Source organism: Ornithinimicrobium cavernae (assembly GCF_003121625.1).
Classification (GTDB): Bacteria; Actinomycetota; Actinomycetes; order Actinomycetales; family Dermatophilaceae; genus Ornithinicoccus; species Ornithinicoccus cavernae.
Genome location: NZ_QDDJ01000002.1, coordinates 202,630 through 216,697 on the forward strand (window position 1 = coordinate 202,630; position 14,068 = coordinate 216,697).

Here is a 14,068-nt window from a genome sequence, read left to right on the forward strand (position 1 = left end):
CGGCACGTGCTCGACCACGTCACTGCCGTCCGCTACGTCACCCCCCTGCGCGAGGGCGGCTCGATGCCCGGCGTGGTGGAGGGCTCGGACCTGGGGACGTATGTCGTGAAGTTCCGTGGCGCGGGACAGGGCCTGAAGGTGCTGGTCGCCGAGGTCGTGGTCGGTGAGCTCGCCCGGCACCTCGGTCTGCCGGTGCCCCGGATGGTCACCATCGAGCTGCCGCCGGCGATCGCGCGCTACGAGGCCGACGAGGAGGTCCAGGACCTGCTCAACGCCTCGCCGGGCACCAACCTGGGCATCGACCTGCTGCCCGGGTCGCTCGGCTATGACGGCTCGAGGCCGCCGACGCCGGAGCTCGCCTCCCGCATCCTGTGGCTCGACGCCTTCACCGCCAACGTCGACCGCACCTGGTCCAACCCCAACCTGCTGACGTGGCACCGCGAGACCTGGCTGATCGACCACGGCGCCGCGCTCTACTTCCACCACGCCTGGCCCAGCAAGGAGCCCAACTCGGAGCGCTTCGCGCAGCAGCCGTTCCGCGCGGACGACCACGTCCTCGGGGGCATCGCGACCGACCTCGCCGGAGCCCACGCCGCCCTCGCCCCGCTCGTCACAGCCGAGCTCGTGGGTGAGGTGCTCGACAAGGTCCCCGACGAGTGGCTCGAGACCACCGACCACCTGCCGGACGCACCTGCTGTGCGCGCGGCATACTCGGCGCACCTGCTGGGCCGGGTGGCGACCCCGCAGGCGTGGCTGCCGGGCGGTGCCTCGTGAGCTACGACTACCAGTACGTCACGCTCCGTCTCGTCCCGCGCGTAGAGCGCGAGGAGTTCGTCAACGTGGGCGTCGTGCTCTACAGCCAGGAGGCCGAGTTCCTCCGTGGTGACTTCGAGCTCCGCGAGGAGCGGGCCCGCGCGCTCGCGCCGGACCTGGACCTGGAGGCGGTGCGCGCCTCCCTGGAGGCGGTCTGCCGGGTCGCCGCCGGGGAGCACTCGCCCTCGACCCCTCGGCTGGACCGGCTGGGGCCGCGGTTCGGGTGGCTCAGCGCGCCGCGCAGCACGATCGTGCAGCCCGGACCCGTCCACGGCGGCACGACGGAGGACCCCGCTGCCACGCTCGAGCACCTCATGCGCATCCTGGTGTCATGACCGAGCACCTGACCTGGCACCCCGTCACCGATCGCCCCGACCTGCTGGCCGGACCCGTGCGCGCAGCGCTCGAGGGCTCCTCCTGGGCCGCGTCGTGCGAGGTGGCGGCCATCGACCCGGACCTCGCCGACACCCAGGCCCTGGTGGACGCCACCGACGTCACGCTCGAGGAGTGTGCCAACTGCATCGTCGTGCTCGGCCGCCGGGGTGAGACCGAGCGCGTCGCCGCCGGGCTGGTGCTGGCCACCACCCGTGCCGACGTCAACACGACCATCCGCAAGAGCCTGGACGTCCGCAAGGCCAGCTTCATGCCGATGGACCGGGCCGTGGCCGACACCGGCATGGAGTACGGCGGGATCACCCCCGTCGGGCTCCCGCAGGACTGGCCGGTCCTGGTGGATGCCCGCGTCGTCGCGTCCGGGCGGGTGGTCATCGGGTCCGGCATCCGCGGGTCCAAGCTGCGCCTGCCGGGGCCGCTGGTGGCCGAGCTGCCCGGTGTCCAGGTGATCGAGGGCCTGGCCCGCTGACCGCCACGCGGTAGCCTCCCCTGCGTGACGGCATACCACGCAGACTCCACCGACCTGCCCGACAAGGAGGTCCTCACCTGGGAGCTTTTCGGCCGGTCGTGCCGCGAGCTGGCCCAGACCGTGGCCGACTCCGACTTCGACCCCGAGATCATCATCGCGGTCGCCCGGGGTGGCTTGCTCCCCGCTGGTGGCCTCTCCTACGCGCTGGGCGTGAAGCTGGCCGACGCCATCAACGTCGAGTTCTACACCGACGTGCACGAGACCCTGCCGGACCCGGTGCTGCTCGCCCCTCTGCTGGACACCGAGGCGATCCAGGGACGGCGCCTCCTGGTGGTCGACGACGTGGCCGACTCCGGGCGCACCCTCGCCCTCGTGCTCGAGCTGCTCCGCGCCCACGGTGCCGACACCCGCAGCGCCGTGCTCTACGCGAAGCCGGCCACCATCGTCGAGCCCGACTTCGTCTGGAGACACACGGATCAGTGGATCGTCTTCCCCTGGTCTGCCCAGGCCCCGGTGACTCCCACGAGGCCCTGAGCGGCCACGGCGACTCTCCGTCGGGGTCGTCGACGACCACGCCGCCGCCCAGGCTCAGACCGGTCGGAGCGCCCGGGCGGCCTCGACCACGGTGTCCGTGAGCCGCCGCAGGTGACGCGAGTCCAGGTGCCAGACCTGCCAGTGCAGGGGGACGTCCTGGTGCGCGAGACCCGGCACCCGCTCCAGACGACCCGAGTCCAGGGCGGCACCGATCTGGGGCTCGGGCAGCATGCCCCAGCCGAGGCCGGCACGCACGGCGCGGGCGAAGGCCTCGGAGGAGGGCACCTCGTGCCACGGGGCCGCGGAGATCTGGTCGGCTGAGCGCACGGCGTCCTGCAGGGTGTCCTTGACGTTGAACTGCACGACGGGCATCCGGGCCAGGTCCACCCCCGCTCCGACCCGGTGTTGAGCGAGCAGCGAGGGAGTGGCCACGGGCAGGTAGCGCATCACTCCGAGCGGCCGCACTGTGCATCCCACGACGGCCGTGTTGGCCGTCGTGACGGCGGCCAGCACCTCACCCGAGGTCAGCATCTCCTGCGTGTGCTCCTGGTCGTCGACGCGCAGTCGCAGCACCGCGTCGTCCCACGTGCAGGCCTCCCGGAGCACCTGAGGGAACCAGGTGGCGAGCGAGTCGGCGTTGACCGCCATCGTGAGGGCCGTCCTCGGTGCCTGGCTGCCCTCGCCCGCCGGCCCATTCCCGTTGCCCTCCGCGGACTCACCTCGGGAGGTCCCTAACGCCTCGGCCACCTCGCCGATGACCAGGTCGACCTGACGGGCCGAACGGAGCACCAGCGCGCCCGCCGCGGTGGCGGTGCACGGCGTGCCACGTCGGACCAGCACCCGACCGGTGCGCGTCTCCAGGGCACGGATCCGCTGGCTGACGGCCGAGGGCGTGACCCGCAACCGGCGGGCGGCCGCCTCGAAGGTGCCCTCGTCGATGACCGCCACGAGCGCTCTCAGCTGGTCGAGCTGCATGAAGCGATTCTAATGGATGGTTAGGCTCATGCGTTTTGCTTCATTGCGGTCGCGTCCTACGTTGGATGCCGTGCTCCCCATCGTGTTCACCGGCCTGATGTCCGGCCTCGGTCTCATCATCGCCATCGGCGCCCAGAACGCCTTCGTGCTGCGCCAGGGGATCCGCCGCGAGCACGTCGCCACGGTCATCGCGGTCTGCGCCGCCGCCGACATCGCCCTCATCGCCGTTGGGACCGCCGGCGTGGGTGCGCTGGTGAGCTCGTACCCCACCGTGCTCACGGTCATCCGCTGGCTCGGTGCCGGCTACCTCCTCTGGTTCGCCTCCGGCGCCCTCCGCTCCGCCCTGCGGCCGACAGCCCTGGTCGCCGCCGCCCCGGCCTCGCGCGGCTCGGTCCTGGCGACGACCCTGGCACTGACCTTCCTCAACCCGCACGTCTACCTCGACACCGTGTTGCTGCTCGGCACCCTCGCGGCCGCCTACGAGGACCACCGCTGGTGGTTCGCCCTGGGCGCCTGCGTGGGCAGCGTGGTGTGGTTCACCGCCCTGGGGCTGGGGGCGAGGGCACTGTCCGGTCCACTGTCCTCACCCAGCACCTGGCGGGTGATCGACGCGGTGGTCGCCGTCGTCATGACCGTGCTGGCCGCGCGCCTCGTGCTGACCTGACGCGTGTGCGCCTGCTGCCGGCTCCACCTCCACCGTGGCGGCAGCTGCGCGCGGCCACGCGTGGAGAGACCTCACGCCTGGCCCAGCCGACGCCGGCGCGCTACGTTCGCCTGATGGATCCAGTGACGACTGCACTCGTAGTCTCGGTGTTACCCGTGGCCGGCGTCGTCCTGGTCGTGCTGTGGTGGCGTCGCCAAACCCGACGGATCCGACCAGATCGTGATCCGACCGGTGCCGCCACCCTCCGCGACCCCGCTCGCGATCGTCGCCGGCGGGATGACCGCCAACGGGGCCTGATGAGTTGACTGACGAGGGCGACCCGAGCGCACAGCCTGATCGCGGCACGTCCCGTGATCCGCACCAGCCCCGGCGACGCCGGCACGTGTCTGGAAACTACTCACTCCGCGCCGCTCGAGGGGGTAGTTCTCCGGCACGGGTCCGCCTGGCTGTGACCCGAGAGGCGGGTGCGACTGGCCCCGCGATCTCGCGCACACCGATCCGTCGGCCCGGCCAGGGTGAGTTGTGCGCAGTCGGTCTGCAGATGTCAGCCGGGCTCGGGCCCGCTCCGAGGTGGCTGCAGGGCCCAGAACGCGACCGCGCTGGCGGCAGCGACGTTGAGCGAGTCGACGCCGCCGGTCATCGGGATCCGCACGGCGAGGTCCGCCTCGGCGATGGTGCGCTCCCCCAGCCCGTCGCCCTCCGTGCCGAGCACCAGGGCGAGGCGCTCGGGTGGGTCCGTCGCCAGCTGACCCAGGTCCACCCCGTCGTCCCTCAACGCCAGCGCGGCGACGGTGAAGCCGGACTCCCGCAGGGTCCCGATCGCACCGGGCCACGGCTCGATCCGTGTCCACGGCACCTGGAAGACGGTGCCCATCGACACCCGCACGGAGCGCCGGTACAGCGGGTCGGCGCACCGCGGCGTCACCAGCACCGCGTCGACCCCGAGGGCCGCGGCTGAGCGGAAGACCGCGCCCACGTTGGTGTGGTCGACGATGTCCTCGAGGACCGCGACCCGCCGGGCACCAGCAAGCACCTCCGTCAGGGGTGGCAGAACCGGCCGGTGCATCGCCGCGATCGCGCCCCGGTGCAGGTGGAAGCCGGTCATCTCCTGGGCGACCGCCGGGTCCATGACATAGACCGGAGCCCCCTCGGACACCGCGCGCGAGACCAGGTCCGCGAGGTCGGTGACCCAGCGAGGAGTGAGCAGCAGGGACCGCAGCCGGTGGCCGGCGCCGAGGGCACGGCCGATCACCTTGGCCGACTCGGCCAGGTAGAGGCCCTGCTCCGGCTCCAGCACCCGGCGGAGCGCGACGTCGGTGAGGCCCACATAGTCGCGGACGCGCTCGTCGTCGGGCCGGTCGATCCAGGTGACGCCGTCGGGGAGCCGGGCCTGCGTCATACGAGCAGCACCACGATGGCCACCACACCGATCACCACGATGGTGGCGCGCAGCAACCACGGCGACATCAGGCGACCGATGCGGGCGCCGATCAGCCCACCGAAGAACGACCCGAGCGCGACGAGACCGACGATGGCCCAGTTGACCTTCGTCGGGTCGACCACGAGGAACACCAGGGCTGCGGTCAGGTTGACGACCAGGCCCAGCACGTTCTTGGCGCCGTTGATCTCCTGCAGACCGTTGGGCAGCAGCACACTCATCATGCCGATGAGCAGCACACCCTGGGCGGCGCCGAAGTAGCCGCCGTACATCCCCGCGAACAGGATGCCCACGAGCAGCACCACCAGGCGGCCGCCGGTGATCGTGTCGGCGTGGTGGCGGGCCGCCCAGGCGTTGATGCGCGGCCCCAGGACCACCAGCAGCAGGGCGACGGCGATGAGGACCGGCACGATCGCCTCGAACGCGGACTCGGGGAGCACGAGGAGCAGGAGGGCGCCCGTGATCGAGCCCACGAAGGAGGCCGGCGCCAGCCGCTTGAGCAGCGACCGCAGCGGCCGGATCTCGCGACGGTAGCCCCACGCGCCGGTGAGGCCCCCGGCGACCAGACCGAGACTGTTCGAGATGTTGGCGGAGACGGCCGGGTAGCCGAAGAAGAGCAGGGTCGGGAAGGTCACCAGGGTGCCGGAGCCGACGACGGTGTTGATCGCGCCGGCCCACATCCCCGCCAGGATGATGGCCCCGATCTCCAGCGGGCTCATTCGGCGCGCGCCGACCAGCGCTCGCCGTGCTTCTCCACCACGAGTGGGAGGCCGAACGTCGCAGACAGGTGCTCACCGGTGAGGGTCGTCTCGATCGGGCCCGCCGCCACGACCCGCCCCTCGCGCAGCAGGAGGATGTCGGTGAAGCCGGGAGGGATCTCCTCGACATGGTGGGTGACCAGCACCATCGCGGGCGACTCGAGGTCCTCGGCGAGGAGACGGAGCCGACCGACCAGGTCCTCGCGCCCGCGCAGGTCCAGCCCTGCGGCCGGCTCGTCGAGGAGCATCAGCTCAGGGTCGGTCATCAGGGCACGGGCGATCTGGACGCGCTTGCGCTCGCCCTCGCTGAGGGTGGCGAAGCGGCGCTGGGCCAGGTGCTCGACGCCCAGCGCCACGAGCAGCTCGTCCGCCCGACCGGTGTCCAGCTCGTCGTACTCCTCCCGCCAGCGGCCGGTCACCCCCCACGACGCGGTGACGACGACGTCGCGCACCATCTCGTCCTGCGGGATGCGGTCGGCGAGGGCGGCACTGGCCAGGCCGATGCGGGGACGCAGCTCGAAGACGTCGACCGTCCCGAGCACCTCGCTGAGGATGCCCGCCACCCCTGTCGTGGGGTGGATCCGGGCGGCCGCGATCTGCAGCAGGGTGGTCTTGCCCGCGCCGTTCGGGCCGATCACGACCCAGCGCTCCCCCTCCTCCACCGACCAGTCGATGTCGTGCAGGAGCGTGTTGCCGCCACGGCGCACGCCGACACCGGCAAATTCGAGGACGTCGCTCATGTCGAGCAAGGTTAGTTCGCCCCGAAGTGCGTACCATCACCGCATGGCTGACCTGCCGGCAAGTGTGCGTGTCGCGCTCTGGGCCACCGCTGCCCTGGCCGGTCGGTTGGACCTCGCCGACGTGCCCGGACGCGCGATGCCCGACCTGGACCACACCGACGGCCTGGTGCCGCAGCTCACGCTCTGGCGGGACCTCGGTGAGCGGCTCGTCCTGGTCGCCCTCCCCCGGCCCGGGGACCTGACGAGTATGCCGCGTGGTCCCGTTGAGCTCGTGGCGGCGGCCACGCAGGCGGAGGAGCTGGTCTACGTCACCGGTCTGGGCGGTGCGCTGGTGCCGGACATCCGCCAGTTCGGGCCCGAGGGGGACCAGGGGTGGGAGGCCCGCTGGGCCGCCTACGACTCCGACCCCGTCCCACAGCACGTGGTGCAGCAGCTCGCGCTGCCCGACGTCGAGCTGCAGCTCCGGCGCGAGGTGGCGGCCCTCACCGGCGAGCTGGGCCGGGCACCGGGGCAGCCGCTGAGCGGCCACGGGCTCGAGGGCGCGGTCCGCGGATCGCTCGACGAGTCCTGGGGTCTTCCCGAGGGGCTACCCCCGCGCGCGATCCGGGTGATCGAGCTGGCCGGTGCCATCACCGGCCTGGCTGACGCAGGCCTGGACCACCGCCTGCACAGCGTCGACTCGAGCTCGACGCTCCAGAGGGAACGGATCCTGCAGCAGCTGCACGACGTCGCCGCGCACGCCCTCGTCGCCGCCACCAACGTGGGTGCGCTGCACCTCGCCGGCTGGCGCTGACGTCGTCCAACAGTCGGGCGCGCGCACCGCGCCGGCTGGCATCCACGAGCCGGGACCGCCCCGTCGGACGCGGTGCTGCTCAGGCGTCGAGCACTGACCGGTAGACCTCGACCGTGCGCTCGGCGATGGTGGTCCAGCTGAAGTGCTCGACCGCACGGGCACGACCGGACTCCCCCCTGCGGGCGGCCCGCTCGGGGTCGGAGACCGCGTCGTTGATCGCGGCCGCCAGGTCCGCGACGAAGGCCTCGGGGTCGGTCGGGGTGCCGGTGCCGTCGGAGACCTGCTCGATCGGCACCAGCCACCCGGTCTCACCATCGACCACGACCTCGGGGATCCCACCGGTGGCCGTCGCGACCACGGGAGCTCCACAGGCCATCGCCTCGAGGTTGACGATGCCGAGCGGCTCGTAGACCGAGGGGCACAGGAACACGGTCGCGTGGGACAGCACCGCGATGACCTTCTCGCGCGGGAGCATGTCGCCGATCCAGATCACCCCGGAGCCCCCGCGACCCTGGCGCAGGGCGTCCACGAGACCGATGACCTCGGTCTTGATCTCCTCGGTGTCCGGCGCGCCGGCGAGCAGCACGATCTGCACCTCGGGCGGTAGCTCGGCCAGGGCGCGCAGCAGGTAGGGCAGACCCTTCTGTCGGGTGATGCGACCGACGAAGACCACCGCGGGTCGATCGGGATCCATGCCGAGGGCACGGACCTGCTTCCGCGCGGTCTCGGAGGTGTTCCGTTGCCAGAGCTGGGAGTCGATGCCGTTGTGGACGACGTGGACGAGGTCCGGGTCGATGCTGGGATAGCTGGCGAGGATGTCCCTGCGCATGCCCGCGGACACCGCGATGACCCCTGCGGCTGCCTCGTAGGCGGTCTTCTCCACCCAGGAGCTGACGCGGTAGCCACCACCGAGCTGCTCGGCCTTCCAGGGGCGCAGCGGCTCCAGGCTGTGGGCGGAGATCACGTGCGGTATGCCGCCCAGCAGGCTGGCCAGGTGGCCCCCCATGTTGGCGTACCAGGTGTGGGAGTGCACCAGGTCCGCGCCGCCGGCGACGACGTCGGACGCCATGGCGACATCCACCCCCAGCGTGCGCAGGGCGGCGTTGGCGGACGCGAGGTTCTCGGGCGTCGGATAGCCGGTCGTCCCCTCCTCCTCGACCGGTTCGTCGAAGGCCCGGACCGAGACCGTCAGGTCGGGTAGCCGGCGGAGGGCGCGCGCCAGCTCGGCGACGTGGACACCCGCGCCACCGTAGATGTTGGGCGGGTACTCGCGGGTGAGGATGTCGATGCGCACGGGGCTCACGCTAGCCCCTGTCGCCCAACCGTGCTCGGGGCAATAGGTTGGCCACATGGCTGCGCGTATGGGAAGGCTCAAGGTCCTCGCGATCGTGCTCGCGGGAGGTGAGGGCAAGCGACTCATGCCGCTGACTGCTGACCGGGCCAAGCCGGCCGTACCGTTCGGAGGCATCTACCGGCTGATCGACTTCGCCCTGTCCAACCTCGTCAACTCGGGGTGTCTGAAGATCGTCGTGCTCACGCAGTACAAGTCGCACAGTCTGGACGCCCACGTCACCCGCACCTGGCGGATGTCGACGCTCCTGGGCAACTACGTGGCTCCGGTGCCCGCCCAGCAGCGCATGGGCAAGCACTGGTTCTCCGGCAGCGCCGACGCGATCTACCAGAGCCTGAACCTGGTCCACGACGAGAAGCCGGACATCATCGTCGTGGTGGGCGCCGACCACGTCTACCGCATGGACTTCTCCCAGATGATCGACCAGCACATCGAGACCGGGGCCGGGGTCACCGTCGCAGCCATCCGCCAGCCGATCAGCCTCGCCGACCAGTTCGGGGTGATCGAGGTCGACGACGAGGATCCGCGACGCATTGCCGACTTCCTGGAGAAGCCGCAGAACCCCAAGCCGCTGCCGGACGCGCCCGACGAGGTGCTCGCCTCCATGGGCAACTACGTCTTCGACGCCGACGTGCTGGAGCAGGCGGTGCGGGACGACGCGAACAACGAGTCCTCCAACCACGACATGGGGGGCGACATCGTGCCGGCGTTCGTCAACCGCGGTGAGGGCTACGTCTACGACTTCAAGGACAACGACATCCCCGGGGCGACCGAGCGGGACACCGCCTACTGGCGCGATGTGGGCACCATCGACTCCTACTACGACTCCCACATGGACCTGGTGTCGGTGCACCCGGTGTTCAACCTCTACAACGACCGCTGGCCGATCTACACCAGCTACGGCAACCACCCACCGGCCAAGTTCGTGCACGGGTCGCACGACCGGGTCGGCCACGCACTCGGCTCGATGGTCTCCCCGGGGGTCGTCATCTCCGGTGCCACGGTGGTGGACTCGGTGGTCTCACCCCGGGTCCACGTGCACAGCTTCAGCAACGTCTCCCAGTCCGTCCTCCTGGACGGCGTGGAGATCGGTCGGAGCTGCCAGATCCACCGGGCCATCATCGACAAGCAGGTCACCGTCCCGGAGGGTGTCAGCATCGGCGTCAACCACGAGGAGGACCGCGCCCGCGGGTTCACCGTCACCGACAGCGGTCTGGTCGTGGTCGGCAAGGGCACCGTGATCGAGGGGTGAGAGCCCCGGCGACCCACAGCGCGCTGCACGGCACGGCAGGCCACACGCATTAGGGTGCATCCATGTCGACGCACATGGCCTCCGTGTCCGACCCGGTTGATCCACCCAGCCAGGAGGTCCAGCGGACCCTCCTGGTGATCGGCGGTGCGGAGGACAAGCGACGACGGGTGGTCGTGCTCAAGCGCTTCGTCCGGCTCGCGGGCGGCCGTGACGCCCGCATCGTGGTGATCCCGACCGCGTCCTCCATGGCGGACGAGGCGTTCGAGGTCTACCAGTCGGTGTTCGCCCGCCAGCACGCGACAGACGTCACTATGGTCAACCCGCAGAGTCGGCAGGCCGCCACGGACTCCGCCCACACCGCAGCGATCGACCGTGCCACCGGGGTCTTCCTCACCGGCGGCAACCAGCTCAAGCTCAGCCAGCTGATCGTCGGCACCCCGGTGCACGACGCGATCACCAGGGCCTACCACCGGGGTGCGGTGGTCTCGGGCACGTCGGCGGGGGCGTCGGTGCTCAGCCAGTTCATGATCTCGATGGGTGAGGAGGGCGTGGTCCCCCGCCAGCGGGTCTCCCAGCTGAGTGCCGGGCTCGGCCTGCTGCCCGGCGTGATCCTCGACCAGCACTTCGGGCAGCGCACCCGCTACGCGCGCCTGCTCTCCCTGATCGCCGCCTCCCCCAGCCTGCTGGGGGTGGGGATCGACGAGGACACCGCGGCCGAGGTCGTCAACGAGCGCTCCCTCACCGTAGTGGGCTCCGGGGCGGTGTATGTCGTGGACGCCAGGGCGGCGGTCAGCGACGCCCACGAGGCACGCCGGGACGCGCCGCTCATGGTGTCCGGTGCCGTCGTGCACTCGCTGCCCTACGGCGCCACCTTCGACCTGGAGGCCGCACAGCTGACCGACTTCGTCGAGATGCACTCGGAGGTGGCCGTGGTCACCTCCCCCAGCGACGTGCACGACACCGCCAACGCAGCCGCCGCGCTGCGACGCTGACCGGACCAGGAGGCTCTCCCATGACCCAGACCGCCAGCCCGACCACCCCTGCCGCGCCCGAGCTGCGGATCGTCGAGCAGCGGGTCTACCGCGGCCCCAACATCTGGAACTACGAGCAGGCGATCCACCTCGTCGTGGACCTCGGCGTGCTCGAGCAGTACCCCTCCAACCTGCTGCCCGGGTTCACCGAGCAGCTCCTGGAGTGGCTGCCCGGCCTGCAGAACCACGTGTGCTCCCGAGGGAAGCCCGGCGGGTTCGTGGAGCGTCTGCAGGAGGGCACCTGGGTGGGTCACATCAGCGAGCACCTCGCCCTCCAGCTGCAGACCGAGGCAGGTCACGACCTGCGCCGTGGCAAGACGCGCGCCGTGAAGGGGACCCCTGGCCACTACAACGTCATCTACTCCTACATCGACGAGCGCGTCGGCCTCGCCGCCGGAGAACTGGCCGTGCGGATGATCAACGCGGCGGTCGCCCAGGATGCGACGTTCGACTTCGCCACGGAGCTGGACGACTTCCTGCGGCTCGCGCAGCGCGCGGCCTTCGGTCCGTCAACCAACGCCATCCTCGAGGAGGCGGTGGCGCGGGACATCCCGTTCATCCGGCTGAACAGCGCCTCCCTGGTGCAGCTGGGTCAGGGCGTCCACCAGCAGCGGATCCGGGCGACGATGACGTCGAAGACGTCCGCGCTCGCGGTCGACATCGCCGGTGACAAGTCGCTGACCAACACGCTGCTGTCCTCCGCCGGCCTCCCGGTGCCACTCAGTGACACCGTCCGCACGGAGGACGGGGCCGTGGCGGTCGCCAACCGGATCGGCTACCCCGTCGTCGTCAAGCCCCTGGACGGCAACCACGGGCGGGGGGTCGGGATCAACCTGCGCACGGAGGCGGAGGTCCGCGAGCACTTCCCGGTGGCAGCGGCGCAGTCCCGGCGCGGTGTCATGGTCGTGGAGTCCTTCATCACCGGCAACGACTACCGCTGCCTCATCGTCGGCGGCCGGATGCAGGCCATCGCGGAGCGGGTGCCCGCGCACGTCATCGGCGACGGCACGCACAGCGTGACCGAGCTCGTCGACCTCACCAACGCCGACCCGCGGCGAGGAGTGGGGCACGAGAAGGTCCTCACCCGCATCTCGGTCACCGACGCCGCCGTGGCCCTGGTGCGCAACCAGGGCTTCGAGATGGAGGACGTGCCCCCGGAGGGCACCATGGTGAAGCTCGCCCTCACGGGCAACATGTCCACCGGCGGCATCGCCGTCGACCGCACCTTCGACGCCCACCCGGAGAACGTCGAGATCGCCGAGGAGGCGGCCCGGCTGATCGGGCTGGACGTCGCCGGCATCGACTTCATCTGCCCCGACATCTCCGCCCCGGTCCGCGAGACCGGCGGAGCGATCTGCGAGGTCAACGCCGCCCCCGGGTTCCGGATGCACACGCACCCGACCGTCGGTGAGCCGCAGTACATCGCCAAGCCCGTCGTGGACCTGCTCTTCCCGCCGGGCACCCCCGCACGGGTCCCGATCGTGGCGGTGACCGGCACCAACGGCAAGACCACGACGTCCCGGATGATCGCCCACATCATGAAGGGCCTCGGCAAGCGGGTCGGCATGACCTCCACCGACGGGATCGTCATCGACGAGCGCCTGGTCAAGCGGGCCGACGCCTCCGGCCCGAAGTCGGCTCGGATGGTCCTGCAGAACCCCCGCGTGGACTTCGCCGTCATGGAGGTGGCGCGCGGGGGGATCCTGCGCGAGGGCCTGGGCTACGACCGCAACGACGTCGCGGTCGTCACCAACGTCTCCGCCGACCACCTCGGACTCCGCGGCATCGACACGCTCGAGCAGCTCGCCGCGGTCAAGCGGGTCATCGTGGAAGCCGTGCCGCGCAACGGTTTTGCCGTGCTCAACGCCGACGACCCCAACGTGCGCGACATGCGCAGGCACTGCAGTGGCAGCGTCGTGTACTTCTCGATGCAGCCGCCAGGGAGCCCGGAGCGGGAGTTCATCGAGACCCGGCTCCGCCGCGGGGGCCGGGCCGTGGTGCTCGAGCCGACCGACCGCGGCGAGATGATCGTCATCCGCCACGGCCGCCGCTCGATGCAGCTGGCCTGGACGCACCTGCTCCCCAGCACGTTCGGTGGCGCCGCGAGGTTCAACATCGCCAACGCGATGGCGGCCGCGGGTGCCGCCTTCGCCTGCGACGTGCCGCTGCACGACATCCGACAGGGGCTGCGGACCTTCACCACGAGCTACTACCTCTCCCCCGGACGGCTCAACATGCTGGATGTCAAGGGGGTCAGCGTGGTCGTGGACTACTGCCACAACCCGGCCGGTATGCGCGCGCTCGGGGAGTTCGTCGACAACCTGAGTGAGCAGAAGGAGGCCGCGATCGACAACGCCCGGATCAGCCGGATCGGCGTCATCGGAGGCACCGGCGACCGACGCGACGACGACCTGGCCGAGCTCGGTGCGGTGGCCGCCCGGCACTTCGACGTGCTGGTGGTGCGGGAGGACGACAACACCCGCGGCCGCGCGCGCGGCGAGAGTGCACAGCACGTCGTCCGTGGCATCAACGAGTGCGTCGCCGCCGGCGAGGCACGGGTGCGCAAGGTCGACACCGTGCTGCCCGAGGTCGATGCGGTGCGCCACGCGATGGTGCTGGCCAACCCCGGTGACCTGGTCATCGCGTGCGTCGACAAGCACGCCCGCGTGCTGGCCGAGCTGGAGGAGATGAGCAGCTCGGCGTATGCCGGGTCACGCGCCGACGAGGGCCGCACGGGGGATCCCGACCTGGACCCGATCGAGCTCGGGGAGGCCGCCGAGGCCTCCGCCGAGGAGGCGCGCGGAGACTACGCCGACCTGGAGGCGACCGAGCCGGACACCGCTCGCCCCTGAGCGGC

The 14,068-nt window shown here is 71.1% G+C and carries 14 protein-coding genes; 9 read left to right on the top strand and 5 right to left on the bottom strand.

Annotated elements, in window-relative coordinates; all coding sequences use genetic code 11:
* Positions 1-6 precede the first annotated feature (6 nt).
* The 4 genes from DA085_RS02730 to DA085_RS02745 are packed head-to-tail and all read left to right on the top strand — an operon-like array spanning position 7 to position 2,209.
* Positions 7-774, top strand: coding sequence for a HipA family kinase (locus DA085_RS02730; RefSeq protein WP_109471394.1), 768 nt, complete (start codon positions 7-9; stop codon positions 772-774).
* Entirely contained in the window at positions 771-1,148 is a 378-nt protein-coding gene (locus tag DA085_RS02735; protein WP_109471395.1) for a DUF3037 domain-containing protein, read from the top strand. Before DA085_RS02730 ends, DA085_RS02735 begins: the two co-directional genes overlap by 4 nt.
* Complete coding sequence (locus DA085_RS02740; protein ID WP_109471396.1) at positions 1,145-1,675, top strand: YbaK/EbsC family protein; 531 nt, start codon at positions 1,145-1,147, stop codon at positions 1,673-1,675. The genes DA085_RS02735 and DA085_RS02740 overlap by 4 nt, the downstream gene beginning before the upstream one ends.
* A gap of 24 nt (positions 1,676-1,699) precedes the next feature.
* Positions 1,700-2,209: a phosphoribosyltransferase gene (locus DA085_RS02745; RefSeq protein WP_109471397.1), complete on the top strand. Its 510-nt coding sequence runs from the start codon at positions 1,700-1,702 to the stop codon at positions 2,207-2,209.
* Between the two features lie 54 nt (positions 2,210-2,263).
* Here DA085_RS02745 and DA085_RS02750 read toward each other — a convergent pair whose 3' ends face one another.
* On the bottom strand, positions 2,264-3,184 hold the full coding sequence (locus DA085_RS02750; protein ID WP_109471398.1) for a LysR family transcriptional regulator ArgP: 921 nt from the start codon (positions 3,182-3,184) through the stop codon (positions 2,264-2,266).
* 97 nt (positions 3,185-3,281) lie between these two features.
* Here DA085_RS02750 and DA085_RS02755 point away from each other — a divergent pair, with 97 nt between their 5' ends.
* Positions 3,282-3,848 carry a LysE/ArgO family amino acid transporter gene (locus DA085_RS02755; protein WP_237565282.1) on the top strand — a complete coding sequence of 189 codons (567 nt, stop codon included), beginning with the start codon at positions 3,282-3,284 and terminating at the stop codon, positions 3,846-3,848.
* 544 nt (positions 3,849-4,392) lie between these two features.
* Here DA085_RS02755 and DA085_RS02760 read toward each other — a convergent pair.
* The 3 genes from DA085_RS02760 to DA085_RS02770 are packed head-to-tail and all read right to left on the bottom strand — an operon-like array spanning position 4,393 to position 6,784.
* Positions 4,393-5,247 (bottom strand): TrmH family RNA methyltransferase, encoded by an 855-nt coding sequence (locus tag DA085_RS02760; protein ID WP_109471400.1) that lies wholly within the window; start codon positions 5,245-5,247, stop codon positions 4,393-4,395.
* Positions 5,244-6,005: a sulfite exporter TauE/SafE family protein gene (locus DA085_RS02765; RefSeq protein WP_109471401.1), complete on the bottom strand. Its 762-nt coding sequence runs from the start codon at positions 6,003-6,005 to the stop codon at positions 5,244-5,246. Before DA085_RS02765 ends, DA085_RS02760 begins: the two co-directional genes overlap by 4 nt.
* Complete coding sequence (locus tag DA085_RS02770) at positions 6,002-6,784, bottom strand: ABC transporter ATP-binding protein (protein ID WP_109471402.1); 783 nt, start codon at positions 6,782-6,784, stop codon at positions 6,002-6,004. Before DA085_RS02770 ends, DA085_RS02765 begins: the two co-directional genes overlap by 4 nt.
* Positions 6,785-6,827: 43 nt before the next feature.
* On the opposite strand from DA085_RS02770, the gene DA085_RS02775 reads away from it, so the two are divergent.
* Positions 6,828-7,577: a hypothetical protein gene (locus DA085_RS02775; protein ID WP_109471403.1), complete on the top strand. Its 750-nt coding sequence runs from the start codon at positions 6,828-6,830 to the stop codon at positions 7,575-7,577.
* 79 nt (positions 7,578-7,656) lie between these two features.
* Here the strand turns inward: DA085_RS02775 and glgA are convergent, their stop codons facing one another.
* Positions 7,657-8,871 carry a glycogen synthase gene (gene glgA, locus DA085_RS02780; RefSeq protein ID WP_109471404.1) on the bottom strand — a complete coding sequence of 405 codons (1,215 nt, stop codon included), beginning with the start codon at positions 8,869-8,871 and terminating at the stop codon, positions 7,657-7,659.
* Positions 8,872-8,926: 55 nt separating this feature from the next.
* On the opposite strand from glgA, the gene glgC reads away from it, so the two are divergent.
* The 3 genes from glgC (at position 8,927) to cphA (ending at position 14,063) form a co-directional block, all read left to right on the top strand.
* Positions 8,927-10,180 carry a glucose-1-phosphate adenylyltransferase gene (gene glgC / locus DA085_RS02785; RefSeq protein ID WP_109471405.1) on the top strand — a complete coding sequence of 418 codons (1,254 nt, stop codon included), beginning with the start codon at positions 8,927-8,929 and terminating at the stop codon, positions 10,178-10,180.
* 62 nt (positions 10,181-10,242) lie between these two features.
* On the top strand, positions 10,243-11,172 hold the full coding sequence (locus DA085_RS02790) for a cyanophycinase (RefSeq protein ID WP_237565267.1): 930 nt from the start codon (positions 10,243-10,245) through the stop codon (positions 11,170-11,172).
* Positions 11,173-11,192: 20 nt separating this feature from the next.
* The gene (gene cphA / locus DA085_RS02795; RefSeq protein WP_109471407.1) at positions 11,193-14,063 is read left to right on the top strand and encodes a cyanophycin synthetase; all 2,871 of its coding nucleotides are present in this window, start codon (positions 11,193-11,195) and stop codon (positions 14,061-14,063) included.
* Positions 14,064-14,068: the final 5 nt, after the last annotated feature.